Source organism: Nonomuraea dietziae (assembly GCF_014195505.1).
Taxonomy (GTDB): Bacteria; Actinomycetota; Actinomycetes; order Streptosporangiales; family Streptosporangiaceae; genus Nonomuraea; species Nonomuraea roseola.
The window spans coordinates 1,405,704-1,428,345 of sequence record NZ_JACIBV010000001.1 but is presented as its reverse complement, the minus strand read 5'-3'; the positions used below and the strand labels follow the sequence as shown (position 1 = coordinate 1,428,345).

13 protein-coding genes are annotated in these 22,642 nt (G+C 69.9%); 6 read left to right on the top strand and 7 right to left on the bottom strand.

The features are described 5' to 3' along the window. Window positions 1-163: 163 nt before the first annotated feature. The 4 genes from FHR33_RS06995 to FHR33_RS06980 all read right to left on the bottom strand — a co-directional run bounded on the left by FHR33_RS06995 (window position 164) and on the right by FHR33_RS06980 (window position 14,120). Window positions 164-6,415, bottom strand: a complete 6,252-nt coding sequence (locus FHR33_RS06995; RefSeq protein ID WP_183645120.1) for an RHS repeat-associated core domain-containing protein — start codon at window positions 6,413-6,415, stop codon at window positions 164-166. A gap of 33 nt (window positions 6,416-6,448) precedes the next feature. Then, on the bottom strand, window positions 6,449-9,712 hold the full coding sequence (locus tag FHR33_RS06990) for a LamG-like jellyroll fold domain-containing protein (protein ID WP_183645117.1): 3,264 nt from the start codon (window positions 9,710-9,712) through the stop codon (window positions 6,449-6,451). Between the two features lie 251 nt (window positions 9,713-9,963). Next, window positions 9,964-11,067, bottom strand: a complete 1,104-nt coding sequence (locus FHR33_RS06985) for a glycerophosphodiester phosphodiesterase (protein ID WP_183645114.1) — start codon at window positions 11,065-11,067, stop codon at window positions 9,964-9,966. A gap of 206 nt (window positions 11,068-11,273) precedes the next feature. Beyond that, window positions 11,274-14,120: a DUF11 domain-containing protein gene (locus tag FHR33_RS06980; protein ID WP_183645112.1), complete on the bottom strand. Its 2,847-nt coding sequence runs from the start codon at window positions 14,118-14,120 to the stop codon at window positions 11,274-11,276. Window positions 14,121-14,299: 179 nt separating this feature from the next. On the opposite strand from FHR33_RS06980, the gene FHR33_RS06975 reads away from it, so the two are divergent. Next, window positions 14,300-14,875 carry a PadR family transcriptional regulator gene (locus FHR33_RS06975; protein ID WP_183645109.1) on the top strand — a complete coding sequence of 192 codons (576 nt, stop codon included), beginning with the start codon at window positions 14,300-14,302 and terminating at the stop codon, window positions 14,873-14,875. Next, on the top strand, window positions 14,872-15,678 hold the full coding sequence (locus tag FHR33_RS06970) for an SGNH/GDSL hydrolase family protein (RefSeq protein WP_183645106.1): 807 nt from the start codon (window positions 14,872-14,874) through the stop codon (window positions 15,676-15,678). Before FHR33_RS06975 ends, FHR33_RS06970 begins: the two co-directional genes overlap by 4 nt. A gap of 61 nt (window positions 15,679-15,739) precedes the next feature. On the opposite strand, the gene FHR33_RS06965 is transcribed toward FHR33_RS06970, so the two are convergent. Both FHR33_RS06965 and FHR33_RS06960 read right to left on the bottom strand, forming a co-directional pair. Further along, on the bottom strand, window positions 15,740-17,785 hold the full coding sequence (locus FHR33_RS06965; protein ID WP_183645103.1) for a serine hydrolase: 2,046 nt from the start codon (window positions 17,783-17,785) through the stop codon (window positions 15,740-15,742). 334 nt (window positions 17,786-18,119) lie between these two features. Then, complete coding sequence (locus tag FHR33_RS06960; protein ID WP_183645101.1) at window positions 18,120-18,878, bottom strand: dienelactone hydrolase family protein; 759 nt, start codon at window positions 18,876-18,878, stop codon at window positions 18,120-18,122. 225 nt (window positions 18,879-19,103) lie between these two features. Here FHR33_RS06960 and FHR33_RS06955 point away from each other — a divergent pair, with 225 nt between their 5' ends. The 3 genes from FHR33_RS06955 (at window position 19,104) to FHR33_RS06945 (ending at window position 21,511) form a co-directional block, all read left to right on the top strand. After that, entirely contained in the window at window positions 19,104-19,658 is a 555-nt protein-coding gene (locus FHR33_RS06955) for an MFS transporter (RefSeq protein WP_183645098.1), read from the top strand. A 156-nt stretch (window positions 19,659-19,814) separates the two neighbouring features. Then, window positions 19,815-20,366: a copper chaperone PCu(A)C gene (locus tag FHR33_RS06950; RefSeq protein ID WP_183645095.1), complete on the top strand. Its 552-nt coding sequence runs from the start codon at window positions 19,815-19,817 to the stop codon at window positions 20,364-20,366. After that, window positions 20,366-21,511 carry a Dyp-type peroxidase gene (locus tag FHR33_RS06945; protein ID WP_183645092.1) on the top strand — a complete coding sequence of 382 codons (1,146 nt, stop codon included), beginning with the start codon at window positions 20,366-20,368 and terminating at the stop codon, window positions 21,509-21,511. Before FHR33_RS06950 ends, FHR33_RS06945 begins: the two co-directional genes overlap by 1 nt. Window positions 21,512-21,587: 76 nt before the next feature. Here FHR33_RS06945 and FHR33_RS06940 read toward each other — a convergent pair whose 3' ends face one another. After that, a complete protein-coding gene (locus tag FHR33_RS06940) occupies window positions 21,588-21,959 on the bottom strand; it encodes a VOC family protein (protein ID WP_183645089.1) in 372 nt (123 codons plus the stop codon). An 84-nt stretch (window positions 21,960-22,043) separates the two neighbouring features. Here FHR33_RS06940 and FHR33_RS06935 point away from each other — a divergent pair, with 84 nt between their 5' ends. Next, complete coding sequence (locus FHR33_RS06935) at window positions 22,044-22,505, top strand: MarR family winged helix-turn-helix transcriptional regulator (protein ID WP_183645086.1); 462 nt, start codon at window positions 22,044-22,046, stop codon at window positions 22,503-22,505. Window positions 22,506-22,642 lie beyond the last annotated feature (137 nt).

Below are 22,642 nucleotides of genomic sequence, written 5' to 3'. Positions count from 1 at the left end.
GAGACCTGTGCCGGGCCGACCCGATGACACCGCCGGGGCGGTGAGCGAGGTACCGTCGGCGCCCTCCTGATCCGGAAGCCGATCCTCCTCGGACGGCGAGACGCCGCCGGCGCGGGACCTCGAGGGTCCCGCGCCGGTCAGCGCTCAGCGGATGGAGGTGCTGTCAGAGTCCGCCGAACCAGATGTCGAACAGATCGACGAAGTTGTCCGCGATCTTCTGACCTCGGGCGCCGAGCTCGGCGGTCGCGGCGCCCCTCCTGTTCGTCTCGATCTCGTACTTCTCCGGCTTGAAGATCTGCTTCTGGCCCTGGCCGGAGCCGCCGCGCTGCGGCAGGTTCGACGGTGGCCTGCCCTGCGGATACATCCGGCCGTTGCCGTAGACGGTGTAGGACTGGGTCGGCTGAACCGAGCCGTCGTTGCGGTAGACCTGACTCGGCCGTGGCTGCGCCGGCTGCCGGTTCGCCTTGGGCGGCGACTGCCGCTGCGTCGCCCTGTGGCTGGTGGGACGGCTCGCCGGACGCGAGCGCGCGTGCTGGATTCCCCTGGGAATCCGGCCGGCCCGGTGGTTGCGTCGCTGAGAGGCCAGCGCCATCCGCCGCTTGGCCGCCGCCTCGCGAGCCGCCTTCCTCGCCTCTCTCCTGGCCGCCATCGCGGCCCGTCGCTTCGCCGCCGCCTCCCGCGCCTTCCTGGCGGCCTCGGCCGCCTTCTTCCTGGCGGCCGCCAGCCGCCGCTTCTTCGCCTCGGCGAGCGCCCGTTTCTTGGCCTCCTCCCTGGCCCGCTTCTTGGCCTCCTCCAAGGCTCGCTTCCTCGCCTCCGCCAGGGCCCGCTTCCTGGCAGCCTCCCTGGCACGGCGAAGCGCCTCTCGCCTGATGGCGCGCTGGGCCAGCTTCTTGGCCAGGTAACGGGCCCCGATACGGACGCCGATGCCGACCACGAACCAGACCAGCTGCCCGTCGGGGTCGCTCATCGTGACGGGGCTGTTGTTGGCGTAGGCGTAGGCGTTGAGCTGCTGCGGATCCACATCGTCGATGACCGGGTCCACCGACAGGAAGCGGCCGTTACCGGGGTCGTACTCGCGGGCGCCGAGGTGGACGAGCCCGGTCGTCGCATCCTGCGTGCCTCCGACGAATCCGCGCTGCCCCGGCCACCATGGCGGGGGCGAGCCCCGGTTCTCGCCGAACGGCGTCGTCCTCCGTACGGCCAGCTCGCCGTTGCCGGCGTTCACCGCGGCCTGCGCGGTGCCCTGGTGGTCGTTGGCCAGCAGGTAGACCTGGTTGTCGTTCGTGCGTACGGCGATGGGGTGGTCGTTGATGGTGTAGAAGCGGGTCTGCTCGACGACGTCCTTGGCGAAGTCGAAGCGCAGCTCCATGTCGTCGACGTAGAGCGTGGCGTCGGTCGGCGTCTTGCGGAGCAGCCGGTTGCCGTCGGCGTCGTACACGAACGACGTCGTCTTGCCCGCCTCCGTCACCGACTCCAGGTTGCCTTCGGCGTCCCAGGCCAGGGTCTGGTCCGAGGCGGCGACCTTGCGCCTGGTGGTGTTGCCCGCGGCGTCGTACTCGAAGAGGTCGGCGCCGACGGCCTGCAGCGCGTGCGGCTGCTTTCCGCCCGCCTGCGGGTAGGTGTAGGAGCGGACCGCGTCGCCCGCGCCGCCCCATCCGTGCTTGGTCTCCTTGATCCGGTTGCCGGTGGAGTCGTAGGCGTAGCTGACCGCGTACGGGGCCACACCGCCGATCTTGTCCGGCTGGGGGCTGCCGCCGGCGCAGTCGTCGGTGCCCGTCCAGGCCGAGGTCAGGCGGCGCAGATGGTCATAGGAGAAGCACTGCGTGTCCTGACCGCTCGCGCCCTTGTCGGCGATCTTGGTGATGTTGCCGACCGCGTCGTAGGTGTAGCTGAGGTCCAGGTCGGTCGCGGCGGCGCTCTCCCTGTCCAGTCGCATGCCGGTCAGCCTGCGGGTGGACTCGTCGTGGGTGTAGGTGAGCCAGCTCTTCTTGCCTCCGGTGCCCAGCTCGTACTGCAGGGTCTCGCCCAGCTTGGAGTAGCGGGTCGCGGTCACGTACGACGACAGGCCGGTGACCTTGGTCGGCTGGCCCAGCTCGTCGTAGCTGTAGACGACCGACTCCTCCGCCAGGCCGCCCGCGGCGGGGAAGCTGACGGACTGGACCTGGTTGTCGAGCGTGTAGCGGGTGTTGAGCACGTACGAGCCCGCCAGCTTGCCCTCCCGCTCGGGGATGGTGACGGTCTCGCGCAGCGGCCGGTAGTCGGCGTCGACGGCGTTGATCTCCGCCTTGTACGCCTGCCCGCCCACGTACCGGATGCTGGCGTTCATGTGGCCCTTGGCCAGGGCGTCGTACTTCCACTCCGCGAGCAGCGGACCGGTCGCGGTGCCCTCGCGCATCTCCTTCTTGCGGCCCAGTTCGTCGTAGACGTACCACAGCGTCTTGCCGCGGGCGTCGGTGGTGCTGACGATCTCGTCGGCGTCGTTGTACGTCATCGTCGTGACGCCCTTGTCGGGGTCCTCGGTCTTGATCTCCCGGCCGCGCAGGTCGTAGTGGTGGCGCCACACGTTGCCTGCGGAGTCGGTCACCGTGGACAGTCGTCCGGCGTGGTCGTAGCCGTACTTGGTGGACTCGTACTCGCCGGTCGGGGTCGCGCCCTTGTACTGGCGCAGCTCGATCAGGCGGTCCTCGGCGTCACCGATGCGGGTGGTCGCCGTGCCGCCGGGCGGCGGCGTCATGTGGACCCGGTCGCCCTCCTGCTTGGAGGAGACCCGGTATTTCTCCACGCCCTTCGCCTTGAGGATCTGCGCGTTGACGTCGCCCGTCCCGTCGAAGACGGACACGACCTGCGTGGGCACGTCGGTGTCGGCCACCGCCAGCAGGTCGGTGGAGGGCGTCCCGGTGGCGAAGTAGCCGGTGTTGGTCTTGGACTGCTCGCCCAGGGAGTTGTAGAAGGTGTCGGTGATCGTGCGGCCGTCACGCAGCGCGGGATCCTGCGTCTGGTCGTCCCTGGGCGCGGGTTCCTGGGTCTGGCGCTCGCGCGTCAGGCCGTCGTACAGCTCGTGGCTGGCGGTGTAGCCGCCGTCGGCGCGCAGCGTCTTGGTGGTGACGATGCTGGGGCCGTCGGCGCGCATGACGTAGGAGTACTCGGTGCTGGGCGACTGTCCCGCCGCCTTGTTGCGGTCGGCCTGCCAGACCTTGGTCAGGCGGCCGAGCGCGTCGTACTCCAGGTCGGTGCGGCGGTTGTTCGCGTCGACCTCGGCCACGGGCTCGCCCCAGGCCGGTTCGAGGATCGTGCGCTCGACGTGGCCGAGCTGGTTGGTCTCGGTGATCTCGGTCGGAAGGGCCCCCGTGGCCGGGCTGTAGGTGGTCACGGCCTTGGTGCCGATGGCGTCGGTCTCGCTGGTCTCGCGGCCGTACACGTCGTAGGTGTGGGCGCTGCCGGTGATCGTCGCGCCGTCCCCTGAGACGATCTGCTGGACCGAGGTCACATCGCCCTTGCTCGGTGCCTGGCCGTACGCCTTGCCGTCGTACTGGACCTTCTCGTCGGAGATCAGCTCACCGGCGGCCAGCGTGGACACGGGGGTGCCGCAGCTCGCGGCGATCTTCTGGACGCGGCTGGGATAGTCGAGCATCCAGCTCGCGTCGTTGCGGGCGTAGGTGTAGCTCGTGCACTGGTCGTCGTCGGGCGAGGCCAGGTCGCCCTTCTCCTCCACCTGGGTGAGCAGGCCCCTGGTGTCGTAGGAGCGCTCCTCGCCGGTCCGCCGCCAGCTACCGCCCGGCAGCGCGGTACGGGTGACCATGGACTTGGCCTCGACCACGTGCGCGGTCTTGGTGACGCCGCCCTGCGTCGACTCGGCGGTCTTCACCGACCACGGCTGCTCGGCGGACGCCTTCAGGACGGCCCCGCCGTCGCCGTCGTAGAGGATCTCCTCGCGCTCGAAGCCGGAGTACTGGTCGAGGTCGTCCAGCTTGCCGCCCTCGGAGTCCTCGATCTGCACGCTGCGCCTGGAGCCGTCGGCCTGCTTGTCGCCGTGCATGCCGCGGAAGTACCGGAACTCGGTCAGCGTGCGCTTGGTGTCCTGCCCGTCGCCCTCACGCACCCGTACCCGGCCGAACCCCCGGAAGTCCGACCACGTGCGGTGCTCGGGCTTGACGAGGATGTTGTCGGCGTAGTGCCAGGCGGCGCCGTCCAGGTACTCGTAGCTGGTGACCACGTTGGGCGAGGCCGCGACGCGGTCCACCTCGATCGTCTGCGACACCACGTACTTGTGGAACCAGTCGGTGACCTCGGTCTCGTTCTGCGGCGTCCAGCGCTGCGGGAAGCACCGCCTGGTGTTCTTGTCAGGTGCCGGCAGCGCGCCCGGCGCGCAGTCGGCGGGGGCGTAGTTGACCCGCAGCTCGCCGCCGGTCCCGTTGTCGACCGACTGGACGCGCCACTTGACCAGCGGGGCGCGGCCCTCGGTGGCGTCCACCCTGTTGGGGAGCTGGACGCCGATGAAGGTGGTCTTGGGCAGCGTGATCGTGCCGCCCACGTGGCCGGTCTGCTGGACAGAGGCCAGCCACAGCGACGGGCTGAGGCCGTCGCCCGTGGCGGGGAACTGGTGGGTCAGCGCCCAGGAGTCCACCGCGTAGTACTGGCCGGCGGCGTTGCGGACCTGGGTGGTGACCTTGGTCAGCCGCTTGCGGGTGAAGAACGTCGGCGTCGTGCGGTCGACGCACTTCACTCCGGCGTCGCAGATCTGGTCGAACGGGACGTCCGGCCAGTGACTGGCGGTCTCCTTCTTGAGCTGGTCGGCGGCGCAGGTGACGGTGCCGCTGGGCAGGCAGCGCTCGGCCACCTCGAACAGCACGCGGGAGGCAGGGGCCTTGGTGAACAGCTCGCCCTGCAGGTAGCCGTAGTCGATGCGGGCGAGGTAGGCGTTTCGGACGTACGGCGTGCCCAGCTCAGGCTTGGAGTTGCGGCCGTAGTGGTTGGTCTCGCGCTCGTACCAGTACGTGGTCGCGTTCCCGTGGGGGTCCACGGCGTAGTCGAGGTTCCACCGGTAGGCCTGCTGGCACCAGGCGTTGGCAGGGGTGCTGGAGTAGCAGGGCTCGCCGCTGTTGTTGCCGAACACCGGCACCGTCTGGACCGATTTGGTCTCCGGCTTGCCGGTCACCCAGCCGGGCAGGCGGTTGAGTCCGAAGGTGTACTGGGTGCCGTCGGAGGTGGTGACGCGCCAGTACTCGCCGTTGTTGTCGCCGTTGGCGGCCCCTGTGAGGTACTCGATGCGGGTGCCGTCGTCGCGCTTGGGCCGCCACTGCTTGGTGGTGGCGTCCTTGACCAGCTCCACGGCGGAGCCGCCGAGCGACAGGGTGGCGTTGTCCTGGTCCCAGCACAGGTCGCCGGTCTTCTTGCCGTCGATCATGCAGGACTTGTAGCGGCGCTCGATGTAGCCGCCCGGGTTGAGCTCGAAGCCGTCACCGGCCCACGACGCCTGGTTGTTGGTGGAGGCGGTGCGGCCGTCCACGCTCTGCGAGGAGTAGCCCAGGGAGATCTCCGGCTCGTCGCCACCCAGCGCGGGCGGCGTGCGCATGTCGTAGCCCCAGGTGAAGTCGCCGGTCTGGGTGCCGACGCTCCAGTCGGCGGAGGGGGACAGGGAGGTGGCCGAATGGTCGCCCGACTGCCCGGAGGCGGCGGCCGTGAGCGCGTACACCGCGCCTGTCTCGACCTCGGCGGTCAGGGTGCCGGCCTTGGCGTCGTTCTCGCTCTTCACCGGCTCGGGCGCCGCGCAGTTCGCGGCGGCCGCGTCGAGCGCGCATTCGTCCACCTTGACCATCCGCAGCCTGGCGCCGTAGTCGCCGCCGTAGGCGTGACGGAAGCCGGAGTAGTCGATCTGCAGGCGGGTCTTCTTCGCCGCCCCGGCGGCCGCGACGCCCTGGCCGGGGGAGACGCGCATCGCCAGGCCGAGCAGCTCGGTGTCGAGCAGTTCCACGCTCACCGGCTCGGCGGCGGCCGCGGCTCTGGCCTCCCCCCGCGCGGGAGCCAGCTTGACGGGGAAGCCGGCCGCCAGGGTGGCGGCGCCGCCGCCCAGCTCGGCCTTCTGGGGTTTGGGCCAGGCGACCCTTGGCGGCGCTTTCCACACCTGTTTCTGGACGGGATCGGCCATCGGCGCAAGGACGGGGACCGCCTGTCCCTTGACCGGCTTCTCCTTCTGCACGGACGGGGCGGGGCGAGAGGCGGCCGAGGCGGGCAAGGTCTGCACCAGCTGCACGACGAGGAGGACGGAGAGCGTGGTGGCGATCCTGCGGGGCCAGGGCGACTCGCGCCTGGGCTCCTGGAAACGGTTCCACGAGGGGTCGGGAAGCTCGGGTTCTTCGGGCGGAGGAGTGCGATTCCAGCGGGATTCGGGCAGCTCTAACTCATCCGGCAGGTCCATGAACCTCTCCCAGTCGGGGGTGCGGTGCGGGAGTTACTGGGCGGCTAGCTGTGCGATGTGCTCGGCGCTCAGGACGCCGTCATAGGCGCGGACGTCGTCCACCGCCCCCGGCCAGAAGCCGGTGAAGGTGCCCGCGGTCTTGGTCCGGCCCAGTTGCAGCGGGCCGGTGGCGTTCCACGCGCTCAGGTGGTCGGTGACGGTGGTGGTGGACAGGCGGCCGTTGACGTAGACGCGGAGCTGACCGGCCAGCGGGTCGTACACGCCGGCGATGTGGGCCCACTCCAGCGGGTTGGGGATGTCGTCGGAGCGGGTGCGGACGAGAGCGGCGGTGTCGGTGTCGGCGGCGGCCATGCCGAGGGTCCACCGTCCCTGTTCCTTGTCGAAGCCGAGCTGGAATCCGGCGGCCCTGCTGCCCGGCTGGGCCACGGCCGTCGTGTCACGGGTGGGCAGGTAGTCGAGCTGGGCCCAGGCGGCCACGGTGAACCCGGTCCTGGTGTTGACCACGGGCGCGGTCGTCTGCGCGTAACCGTTGACGCCGTCGAGCGCGAGCGCGCCGTCCAGCCAGCCCGACGTCCACGAGGCGGCTCCGGCGAGCGTCGCGGCCGTCGCCCGGCCCGAGGCGTCGGCCGCCGACAAGCCGGACTCCTCATCCAGCCTCCAGTGGCCGACCAGCGTGGCAGCGCTGTTGACCAGGTCGGCGATCTCGTCGGCGAACATGGCGCGGCCGTAGACCCGCACCTCGTCGACGTCGCCTGGCCAGTACTCCGAAGCCGCCCCGTTGACCTTCCCCCTGCCGATCGTCAGAGGGCCTGCGGCGCTCCACGGCGGCGTGACGGCGACCGTGGCCTCCAGTCTGCCGTTCACGTAGAGCGAGATCTGGCCGGCCGCCGAGTCGTAGACGCCGGTCAGGTGGGTCCACTCGTTCAGCCTCGGCGCGGCCGTGGACAGGGCGCGCACCGCAGGCGCGCCGTCCGCGTCCGAGCCCGCCACGGTCAGCGCCCAGCGGTCGTCGGCCTTGGCGTACTGCAGCGAGAACGCGCCCGTCCTGCCGCCCTCCTGGGTGACGGCGGTGGCGGAGGCGGCCGTGCCGGTCAGGCGGGCCCAGGCGCTGACGGTGAAGTTGCGGCTGGTGTCGATGACGGGGCCGGAGGTCTGGGCGTAGGCGTTGGCCAGTCTGAGCGCCGTGCCGGTCCTGCCGGAGGTCCACGCCGCTCCGTACAGCGTCGCGGGGTGGGCCTGCGCGGTGTCGGCCGCCACGCTGCCCTGACCCTCGTCCAGCGACCAGTGCCCGCTGGGGCCCTTGCCCGCGTTGACGTTGAAGACGTAGGTGCGGATGGGCCCGAGCTGGCCCGCGCGGTCCTTGCTGCGGACCGACAGGACGTTGGGGCCGTCGTGGCGCGGTGTCAGCGCGATGGTGGCGCTGCCGTCCTGGCCGGGGGCGACCTCCGTCCTGGGCGTGGAGTCGAGGCCCCAGACGTAGGCGGCGACGTCGGAGACGCCGTTCGGGGCGAACGTGAACGTGCCGGGCAGACCGACCCCGTCGCTCCAGCCGTTCTCCGTGTACTGCGGCGAGGAGACCGCCGGCTCCCTGCTGGGGGCCGTGGCGTCCACGGTGGCCTCGCACCAGGGGCTCCACGCGCTGGTGGCCTTGCCGTCCTCGGCGCGGGCCCGCCAGCGGATCAGCGCGCCGTCGGCGTACAGGCTCACCGGGATCGTCGCGTAGTAGGCGGCGCCCGACGACCCCAAGGGGGTGAGGTGCTCGCCCGTCTTCACCCCGGCCGCGTTGTACCACTCGAAGCGGCCGCGGACGGAGTTGTCGGTGTCCCTCAGCTTGGCCCACAGCTTCGGTGCGGCGGTGCTGATGATCGGCCGGTCGTCGCCGGAGACGCAGGGGCCGCCGGGGTCCGACCAGACGTCGGCCGCCACCGGGGCGCTGGGCAGCGAGTTGTACTCGATGACCAGGCTGGGGTTGTTCTTGAACTTCTTCCAGGCGTACACGTCGGTCTCGCTGGTGGCGCGCAGGCCGATGGTGACGTTGGGCCACTTCTTGGCGGCGGCGTCCACGACCTGCGAGGTGACGTCGAACTCGACGCCGCCTGGCAGGCAGGCAGGGCCCCAGCCCTTGGCCACGTTCACCGTGGAGAGCAGCCTGACCCAGGTGGGCTGGTTGTTCCAGGTGGTGCTCTTGCCGATGGGGTTGGTCGCCCAGGCCTCGACCTTGCGAGCGCTGCACGAGTACGACCACGTCTCGTACGTGCGCAGCGTCGCCTTGATGATCTGCTTGCCGTGGATGGTCGAGCCGGTGTTCATCTGGTAGAACGAGCGGTTCTTCTGCGACTCGACGTGGCCGACCCTGGCGACGTCGCTGGAGTTGAGGTAGTTGGAGTTGGGCCAGTTGCTCCAGACCGCCGTCCAGGCGTTGCGCGCGGCGGAGAAGTAGGGATCCAGGTAGACGGGGAACCGGGTCTTCGGGTCCGTCATCATCTTCCTGTCCGGCTTGAGCCGCAGCTGCCTGCCCGTCAGCTCCACACCCATCGCGGCCTCGCGGGCCTCGGGGGAGCGGCCTTCCTTGAGCGCCTGCGGGCTCGTGATTCCCTCGGAGTCCCACATCTTCGGGGTGGGCGCGATGAAGATCGTGCCCTCGTTCCTGTCGGTGGCCTCGAGGTTGCCCGCCCTGTCGGCCTTCACCGACAGGCCGGAGGCGGACAGCGGGAAGGTCAGCTCCGTCATGCTCGCCGCGGCGGCTCGCGACTTGACCACCAGGACGTGGGAGAAGCCGTCCACGTCCGCGGTGACCTGGAGGTCGACGCCCGGCATGACCTCGGCGTAGGTGGCGGTGTCGCCCTTCAGCGTGGGCTTGGGCAGCGCGCCCCGCCAGCCGAGTTCCAGGGACTTGGCGCCGCGCGACAGCCTGGCCAGCGGGGCGCTGCCGCCGCCGGAGAACGTGAGCCCGACCGCCGCCGCGGCCGGGCTGACCGTGCCGTCGGGGTTGAGGCGCAGAGTGGTGTCGACGGGGACCCAGCCGCCTGACCGGCGTACGCGGACAGGGCGTACGTTGTGCTCCAGGACGAGGGTGCCGTCCGGCTTGGCGAAGACCTGGCGGGTCTCGGTGCGCATGGACTCGATCTCGACAGGCTGACCGGTGTGGCGCGCCGCCGCGACCGCGGACGCCTCGGTCGTCGACTGCTCCTCCACCGCTCTCGGAGGTGGCTCCGGCACTGCGCCCGCCTGGGCGGGCACCGCCGGAGAGATCGCTAAGATCAGTGTCGCCGTGAACAGCCCACGCAGTACCCGCATACATCCTCGCCCATGGTGAGCAGGGGTTACGCGCGGGACGGAGCACCCGCCCGGCGTTTCCGCGATCTTCGATTGACGATCGGATTTTCACCCGGCCTCACCTGTCTGTCCATACTTTTGATCATTCTGTTCAAAGATTTCTTCAGGCGTCGGGGAGGCGTGAAGATATCCGCCGCGTTCTTGCGGCGCCGGGTATCGGGTGCCCTCGCCGGCCAGAGGCCGGCGAGGGCTGGTGCGGGCAGCCCGGGGGCTCACCCGCCAGGGCGTGCGGCCTGCCGGGTGATCACGGCCCTGCCCATGCCGGGGTCGTCGCAGAACGCCCCGTCGATGCCGAGCTCCACGAGCCTGCGCAGCCAGCCCATCACGTCACCCGTGGCCCTGGAGAAGACCGGGCTGGCCGGGTCGCCGAGCCGGTGGTCGAGGGGCAGCTGGGAGTTCTCGTTGCGCACCGTCCAGACGTGCACCAGCAGTCGCCTCCGATGGGCGTCGGCGATCAGCGTGGTCGGCTGCTGCAGCCTGCCGTCCGGGCCGACGGGCACGACCCTGCGGGTGTCCACGCCGATCCCGTCGGCGTACGCGGCCACCTCGCGCAGACCTTCCGGCTTGACCATGTCGTCATAGGTGCGCGGATCGCCGGCGGCCGTCCAGTCGTACGGCGCGCCGCCCCAGGTGATCAGCTGGATCAGCGGCAGTCTGGTCTTGGCGCGCAGGTCGCGCAGGTTGGCGGTCTCGAACGACTGGATGAAGGCCTTGCGCACCCTGTGGGTGTTCAGCACCTCCAGCAGCGGCTCCTCCAGCGACAGGCCGATGGAGTCGAAGTAGGTCGGGTGCTTGGTCTCGGGGTAGACGCCCACGCCGTGGCGCTGTGCGAGGCGGACGACCTCCTCGAACGTGGGGATCTCCGCCAGCCCGTCGAAGGCGGCGTTGTCGGGGCGCAGGTCGGGCACGCGTTCCTTGGCGCGCAGCGTCTTGAGCTCGGCGAGGGTGAAGTCCTCGGTGAACCAGCCGGTGACCGCCCTGCCGTCGATCGTCTTGGTGGTGCGCCGATCGGCGAACTCGGGCCGGGAGGCCACGTCGGTGGTGCCGGAGATCTCGTTCTCGTGACGGGCCACCAGGACGTGGTCCTTGGTGGAGACCAGGTCGGGCTCGATGTAGTCGGCGCCCATGGCGATGGCGGCCTCGTACGACAACAGTGTGTGCTCGGGGCGGTGGGCGCTGGCGCCACGATGGCCGATCACGATGGGAGCCTGTGCACGGCGCTCGGCCGTGGCGGGGTCGGACTGGAACAGCACAACGGCGACGGTACCGCTCGTCAGGACGGCCAGCGCGCCCACGAGTAGCCTGCGGATCATCATGCGCGCACGGTAGACCGCCTGGGTGGCACGGAGATGACGGCAGGATGGTCAGGGGGTGCCCGGTCGTCGGCCGGCGGGTCGGGGAGGCCCGAGATCACGCTGAGCGGCGACGGCCGGAACACGTCCGACGCCGTCGCCGCGTGGCGCCGACCGGTCATGGCTGCCCGGAGGGCGCGTCCCACGCATCGTGGGACGCGCCGGCCCGGTCAGTACGCTTCGATCTTGTTCGCGTTGATGTCGTCCAGCACACCGATGGTCTGGCTGTAGCGCGCCGCCGTGCCGGAGTCGACCGGCAGCAGCAGGGTGCCGTGCGCGTACAGGACGGCCTCCCGCACGGTGCCTCCCACGGGCGAGGTGATGCCCGTGCCCGCGTTGATCCGCCGCGTGCCCAGGTTGAAGTACGTGCCCAGAAGATGCTCCAGGAGCACGGACTTGGGAGCGTTGTCCCCCCCGAAGGCCGTGGTGACCTCGGAGGCGGAGATCCCCCCGCTCCTGTCGGTGTCGTAGCGCTGGTCGGTGGCCTGGATCCGGGCGAGGAACTCGCTCGTCCACAGGTCCTCGTGGTTCTTCCAGAACCCCTTGGACTTCGGGTCGCGCGTGGGCGGCACGACCGTCACCGTGGTCGTGGCCGAGCTCGTGACGGGCTCGAAGGTGCAGGCGCCGGTGCTGTTCGTGTAGCTCACCGAGATCTGGCCCGCGTAGCTGGTGCCGGCGAGCGCCAGCAGAGTCGGCCTGGCCGTGAAGGATATGGTCTTATCACCCGACTGCGCGGGAAGCGCCGCCTGGTTCCAGACCAGCGTCCTGGTGCCGTCCGCGTTGAGCGTCACCGAGCTCGGTTCCGGCCCGGCGCCCAGGTCGAGGGCGGCGCTGTAGTAGACGCCCGGGGGCAGCGTGGCGGTGACGGCGACCTTCGAGGCGGCGCCTCCGCCGGTGTTGGCGTAGGTGATGGTGTAGGTGATGGCCTCGCCCGCGTTGACGGTGGCTGTGGCCTTCTGGCTCACGGTCAGCACCGGGGCCCGCACCATGGTCTTGGCCTGAGCGGTGTTGTCGCTGAGCGTGGGGTCCGGCACGCCGTCGGTGTCGGTTCCCGTCACCGTCACGCTGTTGGTGAGCACGGTGCCGTCGCTCGTGTCGCAGGGCACCTCGTAGGTGAACTTCGGCGTGATCGTGTTGACGGCGCCGTTGCCCAGGTCGGGCAGCGAGCGCTGCTGCTTGGTGCCGTCGGGCAGCGTGTCGGTGAGTGAGAGCTTGGTGGCAGTGCCGGGACCGAGGTTGGTCACCGCCACCGTGTAGCCGATCGTGTCCCCGCCGACCGCCTCGGCCTGGTCGGCCGTCTTAGTGACCTTCAGGTCGGCCTTCTGGAACATCGCTTTGATGTTGTCCTCCGTCAGCTCCTCCGGCAGGTTGAGCCGGGGACCGTCGCCGAAGAAGACGGTGTGCAGGCGGGGGTTGTACTGCAGGTGCGACCAGTCGTCGTGACCGCGCAGTGTGTCCCCTGTGCCCGCGTCGCAGCCTGGTTTGATGACCTCGATGAGGTTGATGTCGGCGGAGACGTCATCCTCCTTGTCGCCGTTGACGCCGTTCCAGTCGGTGGGCCCGTCGGTCGCGGTCGCGGTTCTGATCTTGCCGCCGACGCCGTACACGAGGGTGCGATCCGGGTCGGGCTTGCCGTGCACACCGTCGTTCTCGTTGAGGTGCGCCTCGTCCAGCTCGGTGCGCAGGACAGTGCCCTTGGCCACGTTGGCGTAGTCGAGCGGCCTCGAGGTGTACTGCGTGTCAAACTGGAGGGTGTAGTTCATCACGCTGAGGTAGTTGGGCTTGCAGTTGACGGAGTCGTCGCCGCCGTGCCCCAGGCCGAGCGTGTGCCCCAGCTCGTGCATGAACGTGGCGGCCTCCGCGCTCTTGCGTCCGCCCACGTCGGTGAAGTCCGACCATGAGCCGACGGTGACGATGAAGTCGTTGCCGCCCACGAGGGTGTTCACATCGATCTCCGCCCTGCCGGATGACTTCGGGCTCTCCTCGTAGGAGTGCGCGAAGATCATGTAGCGGAAGGCCTGCTTCCGGGCCTCCAGGATGTGGACGCAGTTCTGGCTGGACCGGTCGGCCGGGGCGCCGAAGCGGCCCGAGCACCTGCCGGGCTCCTTGACGACCGGGTTGCCGTTCTTGAAGTCGTTGAAGTCGTTCTGGTCACCGTCGATCGGGTTCGAGAATTTGATCTTCTTCACCTCCGGCAGCTGCTCGCCCTCCATGGCGTGCAGCGCGATCCCGCGGAACCTCGTCTTCGTCGGATCCGCGGGGTCGGGGTAGGGATCGACCGGAGCGTTGGCGAAGGCCTCCACCACTTCCTTGAGCACGCCGTCCTGCGGCTTGTGCCCCTCCATATAGTCGGCCTCGACGAACAGGTCCTTGCGATACGGCACGGCGTTGAACGGCGCGTCACCCAGAGCCAGATCGACCGGGTCGTCGTTGTTGACGTCGAGGCCCCGCCCCTGGGTCTCCCAGCTGTTCATCAGGCCGTCGCCGTCGCTGTCGGCGTCGCGGGAGGGCGCCATGCAGTCAGGAGTGGTGATCGTGAAGAAGCCGCGGGCCGAGTCCTCCCCTGTCCCCTCACTCTCTCCCGCGAGCGTCGGATGGTTGGCGCCCTGCTGAGTGGTCAGCCCGCCGCCGGTGAACACGCAGGTGTCCAGGTTGAAGTCGAGATCCAGGGAGGCGCTGCCGCCCTTCGTCCACCTGATGGGCCCGTCCTGGGTGAGGTCATCCTGATCCCACAGCTGCATCTGGATCCGGACCGGATTGTGGCTGGTGTCGATCGTCTTCTTGTAGACCCAGTTGGTCCTGAAGTCGCCGCCATGGGCGCAGCAGTACGTGTCCCTGCCATCGAACAGCCCTTGATGATCGATCTCGAATTTCGGGTAGTAGTCGTTGCCGCACGCCTCGCCGGCGCCCTCGTCGCACGACAACTCCACCACCCGGTAGAGGTGGACGGTGACCTCCACGGTCTCCGCCTGGGCCGGCGCGACACCCGAGAGTGTCGCCCCGGCCAGCGCCAGCATTGACGCAACTAACAGTCGAACCCATCGCATGCCGCGTACCCCCCATGGAACGGAGCCGGAAACTGTGGACCCCACCATGGCCGCGGATCGGTGACTTGTCGTGAGTAGGCCCTACCTATGTGTCAATGCCAGGGGCCATTTGTTGACTAGTCATGGAATTGAGTAGATAGTTCTGCTCCATGGCATTACGACATGCGGTGCTGGCGGCGATGCTGGACGGCGAGTTCACCGGCTACCAGCTCGCGAAGATCTTCGACGTGGGCGTGTCCAATTTCTGGTACGCCTCGCCGCAGCAGCTCTACACCGAGCTGGCGAAGCTGGAGAAGGCCGGGATGATCTCCGGGCAACAGGTCATCCAGCTCGACAGGCCGAACAAGCGGGTCTTCACGGTCACCGAGGCGGGGCTGGAGGAGCTGGCCGCCTTCGCCGCGGCTACGTCCAAGCCGCTGTCCATGCGCGACGACCTGGCGGTGAAGGTCCAGGCCGTCGACCATCTCGACCCCGCCCCCGTACTGGCCCAGCTCGACGAGCGGGCCGTCGAGGCCGCCGCCAAGCTGGCCCTGTTCGAGCAGGGCATGCGGCGGCTGCGCGGCGGCCTGGACGAGGAGGAGTTCCTCCGCACGTCGCCACGGGTCGGCCCGTACCTGACCTACCTGGCCGGATGCCGCCTGGAGCGGGAGATGCGCGACTGGTGCCTGTCCACCGCCGCCCTGCTCCGCTCCCGCATGGTGAGCCACTCCGAGGAGGAGCGATGACCCACAACGCCGAGCCCCCGCCCAGGACCTTCACGCGGTACGTCGCGCTCGGCGACAGCCAGACCGAGGGGCTCGGCGACGGCGACGAGATCCGCGGCTACCGCGGCCTGGCCGACCGGCTCGCCGAACATCTCGCCGCGGCCTTCCCCGACCTCCACTACGCCAACCTGAGCGTGCGGGGACGCCTCGCCTCGCAGGTCCTGGCCGAGCAGCTGCCCGCCGCACTGGCGTTGCGGCCCGACCTGGCCACGGTGATAGCCGGGATGAACGACCTGATCAGGCCAGGCTTCGACGCCGACACGGTGGCCGCGAGCCTGGAGGAGATGTTCGCCGCTCTCACCGCCTCGGGCGCGCACGTCCTGACGGTGACCTTTCCCGACATCGGCAAGATCGCGCCGCTGGCCCGGCCGCTGCTGCCTCGCGTGCTCGCGCTGAACGAACGCGTCCGCGAGGCCGCCGCCCGCCATGACGTCACGGTGGTCGACACCTTCCCGCACGCCTTCGCCACCGACGTCAGGATGTGGAGCGCCGACCGCCTGCACGCCAGCCCGCTGGGCCACGCCAGGATCGCCGCGGCCTTCGCGCACGCCCTCGGGCTGCCCGGCAGCGACGACACCTGGTCGGCCCCGCTCGTACCGGTCGCTCCGCGCGGCCGCCTGCGCACCGCGGGGACCGAGGTCCGCTGGGTCGCCGGCTTCGCAGGCCCGTGGATCTACCGCCGCATCCGCGGCAGGTCCTCAGGGGACGGCCGCAGCGCCAAGCGCCCCGACCTCGCCCCGGTGCTGCTCTACGCCGAGGAGTGAGGCCCAGGTCCGGTACGCCGGCGACCGCTCGGACGACACACCGACCCACCTGCCGGCCGGGTCACAGGTCCTGTCCCTGGGGCCAGAGGTCCACCTGGTCGCGGATGGCCCACATCAGGTTGTCGAGGCCTGTCTCGGTGTTCTGATGGACGGGATCCCGCCGTCTGGTGTTGATCAGTGCCGCCCAGCAGAAGCCGTCCGCGGTGCGTACCAGGACGGCTTCGGTTCCCACCAGATTGCCGAGGTGCCACCATGTTCCGGCGGTGTTCGTGAACCACCCGCTGGCGCAGCCGTTCGAACCGAAGAGGCCGGACGGCTTGGTCATGTAGGCGATCCAGTCGCGATCCAGGATGTCGGGCCTGGTGGGCAGGCCGTCCACGCGCACGGCGAAGCGCAGCAGGTCGACGGCCGTGGCCAGCCAGCCCCCGTGCGCGTCCATCCGCGCCACCTGCGCGTCGTACGGGTTCTCCCCGGCCTGGCCGTAGTAGACCGCCTCTCCCTGGCGCCGGTCGGCCTGGGTGTTTCCGGCGATCTGCATGCCGGTGACCCCACTCGGGGCCAGGATGTTCTCCTTGACGTACGCGTCGTACGGCTTGCCTGTCGCCTTCTCGATGACCCTGCCGAGCACGCAGTATCCGAAGTTGGAGTAGGCGAAGGTCGTGCCGGGAGCATTGTCCAGCGACCGGTTCTTGAGCACCCAGGAGATGAGCTCGTTCTGGCCGAGCGAGGGGTTGGTGTACATGGGATCGTTCGCGTCGTTCGCCCAGCCGCCGGCCAGGTGCTGCAGGAGATGCAGAACGATGATCTTCTCGGCTCTCGCATCCTCGGGCGTACCCAGGTCCTTGAGATGTCCACTGCTCCCGAAGACCAAATCTATGGGAGACAGCTTGCCCTCTGACGCCAGTTTCATGACGGCGGCCGCGGTGATCGTCTTGGCGATGCTGGCGGTCCTGAACAGGGTGGAGGTCGTCACCCTCTCGCCACTCGCCTTGTCCGCCAGGCCGAAGCCCTGGGCGTGGACCAACCGCCCATCCTTGGCTATCGCCAAGGACAACCCCGGCACCTCGTGGTACCGCATGAATCTGGCCACCAGGCTGGTTATGACGGGACCCGCCTCGCGCTTCTCCCAGATCGGGCAGAACGCCGGCACGGCGTCCTTGCCGAGGCCGGCCGAGAATCCTCCGAGGGATACCAGCCGATACCCCGCGCTTCTCTTCTGCTGAACCTCGTTGTCCATCGTCCCGGAGTCGATCCCGTGGCGCGTGGCCCACAAGCGTCCGTCCGACTTCACCCACGTCGAGGCGTACATCCGATGTTTGTGGGAGAGGTGAGTGAAGCCGATGACCCGGGTCGGACGGTCGTGGACCTTGTCCATCCGGTCGAACTGCGCCTGGTAGTTGATCTCGCTGACCTGCGGCTGGATCCACCACCAGCTCGTGTCGTATCCCGGCCAGCCCTCCCAGACGGTGTCGCAGAGCGTCTCGGTCAGGCCCGGTCCCGAGTACCCGCAGAGGTCGACGAGGACGTAGCCCTCCTTGCGGATCTTGGAGACATGCGCGTAGAGCTCGTCGAGTTTGACCGCATGATGCGCCTGCCACAGGGGGATCGGCCTGTCCTTCTCCCAGATGGTGGCGAAGAACGTCTGGCCTGCGACGCTGTAGCCGTTGACGCGGACAGGCCGGTAGCCGTCGCCCTTGAGCCGGTCGAAGTGTCCGGGGTAGTCGCTGAACGGGATCACGTGGTAGCACCGCTGCGTGTCAGGCCCTGAAGGATGAGCCGGCTCCCAGATCGCGGCATAACGCGCCTGGCCGCCGGCCTCGTAGCCGCAGACGTCCGCCATCCGGTAACCCCACCGCCCGAAGTACCCGTCGAAGGCGGCCCGGTACTCCGGCTCGGTGAGATTCCAGAGGGCTACGGGGGGCCGCGCGTGCGCGCCGGCGCTCCCTGCCACGGACGCGCGTGCCGCGTAGGGACCGAGCGGGAGGTCGAAGGCCAGTCCTGCGAACGCGCCCAGACCCGCTGCTCGCACGAGGAAGTCGCGGCGCGTCGGTATCCAGGGCTCTTCGTGGTGTGCTGGGCGCTCTGGTCTTCCCGATGGATCGGTCATGGCCCTCACCTCGCCTGTCCGGTGATACCCGGGGCGCTGGACTGACTGCCGCGTCGCCCAGGAAGAAGACGGGCTCATTCGTCCTGTGTGCCGTCGTTTGTCCAGTTTATCCCTTGTGTATGGAGTGACCCCTGTGCGCCTTACGGGTGCCGAAGGGGTGAATGAACGGTGTCGCGATTACGGCGCTGACCTGCGGGAATGCTCACTTCTGGTCAAGGCATTGGCTGAGAGCCCGGCGGTATGTCCGGTTTGCGGTGAAGTGCAGGGCGGCTGTGCGGCCGCCCTGCACGGGCCGGACGGGGGTCGAGAATCGTTCGATTCCCACCCCCTGGCGTCAGGACCCCTCAACCTCCGCGGGACCGCCGGCCTCCAGGAGGTGGCGGGTGAAGAAGCGCGCTGAGCTGTCCAGCTCGAAGGCGGGTACGCCCGCGTGGCGGCCGGGGTTGGCGTGCAGCGTCTTCTCGGGGGAGGCGAAGGCGTCGAACAGCGCGAGGCCCGCCTCGCGCGGAACCATCTCGTCGTCCCACTGGAGCAGGAACTCGACGGGGACGGTGATCCCCCTCGCCGCCTCGGTCAGGCTCTCGTGGCCGGTGAGGCCGAGCACGGCGGCGGTGATCCTCGGTTCGGCGGCGACGAGCGGCACGCCGATCGCGCCACCCATCGAGGCTCCCCAGTACCCCACGGGCCCGACGTGGTCGAGCTCCCGGAGCGCGTCCAGGGTGGCCCGCCACTCGGGAACCGCCTGCTCGGCCAGCACGACGTTGTAGCGGGCGATGTGAGAGCCGAGGGCCTCGCCCCGCGCCACTCGTTGCCTGATGTCGGCCACGAGCCGCTCGTGCCGCTCGACTTTCGGCCGGTCACCGTGCCCTGGCGCGTCGATGGCCGCCACGGCGAAGCCGCAGTCCTTCACGTAGCGGTGGGCGCGGGCCACGAGACCCTCTGCCTTCTTGTGCTGGCCGCCGCCATGGCCCAGCAGCACCAGGGGACGGCCGGCGGTGCCCTCGGAGGGCGACCAGATCACGCCGGGGATGTCGTCGAGGGCGAAAAGACGTTCCGAGACGCCGTCGGAGGTCGTCTGCGAAGTGATGCGCACAGGTGTGTTGCCTTTCGGGATGCCTGCGGGCACTCCCGGGGCCACCTGTGTCAGATGGACCGTACAACCATGGGGGAGGGGAGTACCCAGCCTGATACAGCGGTAATGGGTCTCACCTCCTCGGTCGGTCACGTGCACGGCGGACGCTATCAGATCCCACCGGAGCCGGTCCCTGCGGACCTCGTCCGGCGACCGCCGCGGCGATCTGGAATGATGATCCCCATCATGTCCGCCGGCCTGCCCTTCCGCCTGACTCGTGCCTCGAGCTTCGCCGTGGCGTGTCTCGGGCTGGGCGTGCTCGCTCACCTGCTCGGCGGGGGCACGCTGTCCGTGCCCGCCGCGGCGGGTGGGCTGGGGCTGGCATTCGCGGCGGCGTGGCCGCTGTCAGGACGCGAACGCGCCCTCGGCGTGATCCTTCCGCTCCTCGGGGCCCTGCAGGCCGTCCTGCATCTGCTGTTCTCCCTGAGCTCCCCGATCTCCTCCGCCCCCGCAGGGCCCCTGCACCTGCACCCTGGCCTGGTGCCGGGGATCGGCATGCTCGTCGTCCACGGCTGGGCGGTCGGGCTGACCGCTCTCTGGCTGGCGCGCGGCGAGGCCGCGTTGTGGGGGCTGCTCCGGCGCCTGGCGGCCGGTGTGTGCCGGGTCCTCGTCCTGTACCTCACGCCTTCTTCGGCCGCCGTCGCCGTCGTCTTCGCCGACGAGCCGCGTCAGCTGCGCCCGGCCGTCCTGCGCCACGCGGTCAGCAGGCGCGGCCCGCCTCAGGTTGTCACCGCCGCCTGACCCTCTGGTCTCGGACGGCGCCGTTCTCTTTTCCTGGCTCGCGCGCGGGCCTGCATCGGGCCGGCCTGACGCCGCCCGGTGGTCGAACTCCCGTGACAACCTCCGTGCCGTCGCGGCTGCCCTCGGCATGCCGTACGGGCGAAGAAAGGCATTCCTGTGTTCCCTCGCCGTATCGTTCCTTCCGCCGTCCTCCTGGCCGCGTTGACGCTCGCCGGTTGTGGTGGCCAGCAGCCGTCCGCTGCGCCGGCGGCCGCTCCGGCCAGCGCGGCCGCGCCTGCCACGAGCGCCGCGACCGGCGCGGTGTCGATCACCGACCCCTGGGTGAAGACCGCGAAGAAGGGCATGAGCGCCGCGTTCGGCACCCTGGTCAACAACTCCGACGCCGAGGTGACCGTGGTCTCCGGCTCCTCCCCGCTGTCGCCGAAGATCGAACTGCACGAGGTCGTCGAGTCCGGCGGGAAGATGGTCATGCGCCCCAAGGAGGGCGGCTTCGTGATCCCCCCGCGCGGCACCCACGAGCTCCAGCCGGGCGGTGACCACATCATGCTGATGGACCTCGCCCAGGAGGTGAAGCCGGGCGCGGAGATCGCCTTCACCCTCACCCTCAAGGACGGCGGCACTCTGGAGTTCACCGCGGTCGGCAAGGACTTCGCCGGCGGCAAGGAGGACTACCAGCCCGGCATGAAGATGGGCGAGGGCAACGGCTGATGGTCGCACCCCGGATCAGCCGCCGGGGCCTGCTCGCGGGGGGAGCCGCCACCGCGGTCGGCGCCCTCGCCGGCGGCGTGCCCTCCGAGCAGGCCTCTGGTGGAGCGGCCACCCTCACCCCGCTCATCGAACCGTTCGACGGGCTCCACCAGGCCGGGATCGCCACGACGCCGCAGACGCACGCCGTCTTCGTGGGATTCGACCTGCTTGAGACGACCCGCAAGGAGGCGATCGTCCGGCTGTTGCGGCTGCTCACCGACGACGCCCGCCGTCTCACCCAGGGGCGTCCCGCGCTGGCCGACACCGAGCCGGAGCTGGCGCTCACGCCCGCTCGGCTGACCGTCACCTTCGGGTTCGGGCCCGGCCTGTTCAGGGCGGCGGGGCTGGACTCGCCGGTGAAGGCGCTGCCCGCCTTCACCACCGACCGGCTCCAGAAGCGATGGAGCGGCGGTGACCTGCTCGTGCAGATCTGCGCCGACGACAACCTCACCGTGTCCCACGCCCTCCGCATGATCGTCAAGGACGCGCGCTCTTTCACCCGGGTCCGCTGGACCCAGCGGGGCTTCCGGCAGTCCTCGGGGACGGTCAACCGCAACCTGATGGGCCAGGTGGACGGCACCGTCAACCCGGCCGACCTGGACCGGGCGGTGTGGATCAGCGACGGGCCCCTGCGCGGCGGCACCACGCTGGTGCTGCGCAGGATCAGGATGGAGCTCGAGACCTGGGACGCCGCCGACCGGGTGGCCAGGGAGTTCACCATCGGCCGTCGCCTGGCGGACGGGGCGCCGCTGACCGGCAGGGCCGAGCGGGACGAGCCCGACTTCGAGAAGGTCAACGCGCTCGGCTTCCCCGTCATCTCCGAGTACGCCCACATCAGGCGCGCCCACGTCAGCGACCCGGGGATGCGGATCCTGCGCCGCCCCTACAACTACGACGACGGACTCGCTCCCGACGGGAGATCCGACTCGGGGCTGCTGTTCGCCTCCTACCAGGCGGACATCGACCATCAGTTCGTGCCCGTCCAGCGCAACCTCGCCGAGGCCGACCTGCTCAACGAATGGATCACTCCGATCGGCTCCGCCGTGTTCGCCATTCCGCCGGGCTGTTCGCCGAGCGGATGGATCGGCGACAGCCTGCTGTCCTGACGCCGTGGGGGCGGGTCCCGTTCAGAGGGAGCCTGCCCCCACCACCGGACGGACACGGCAGGGAAGGGCCTCGTTGTCAGCCCTCGTGGGCGGTGATGGCGTAGCCCTCAGGGCCGACGAACGTGAACATCCTGCCGAACGGGCCATTCTCGGGCGCCTTGACGATGGTGGTCCCTGCGGCGTGGAGCCGGTCGTGCAGGGCCTGCGCGTCAGTGGTGCGGAACCACAGGGCGACCCCGAGGCCGGGCCGCTCGACGGTGTCGAGATCCACCCCCGGCAGCGGCTCGCGGACGGCGAAAGGAACCGGCTCGGTGGCGAAGACCACGGCCCCTGGCGGCGAGGCAGGCGCTCTGCGCAGCCCGAGGTGCTTCTCGTAGAAGACGGCTGCCGCTTCGACGTCGCGCACCTGCAGAGCGACGAAGTCCGGCCCGCTGACGGTGACGGTCATGAGTACTCCTCGATCGATATGATGTCAGGACTTTGACATGCCTCGAAAGTAGACGGCGTCGGTCTTGCATGTCAAACTCCTGACATGCATGATGGGAGTCCCTCCAGCCAGGCAGCGCCGCCCGACGACGTGACCGAGCGCCTGGGATACCGCCTGAAGCGCGCCGCCGCGGCGCTGCGCGGCGCGATGGACGGAGCGCTGCGGGAGCGCGGCCTGACGGTGCCGCAGTATGCCTGCCTCGAACTCCTCGACCAGCGCCCCGGCCTGTCCAACGCCGAGTTGGCCAGGGGCGCCTTCGTCACGCGGCAGTCCATGAACGTGGTCCTTCGCGGACTGCAGGACGCCGGTCTCATCACCCGGCCGGCCACCACCGACCGCGGTCGCGCTCTACCCGCCCACCTCACCGAGGAGGGTCACCGTCGCCTGGCGGCGGCACGATCCGTCGTCTACGCCATCGACCAGCGCATGACCGGCGCCGTCCCCGAGCGACGGCTGGCCGATCTCCTCGCCGACCTCGACCACATGGCGGCGGCGCTCGAGGGGTGAGAACGCCCCGTGAGCGTGGAGCGCGGAACCCTATGTCGGTAGGTCGTCCCGTGCGGCGAGGGCGCAGCGGCCGGCCACCCCGAACGCCGGACGAGGGGGCGGTGCCGCCGTGGCAGGTCGCGGCGGCACCGTGCGGA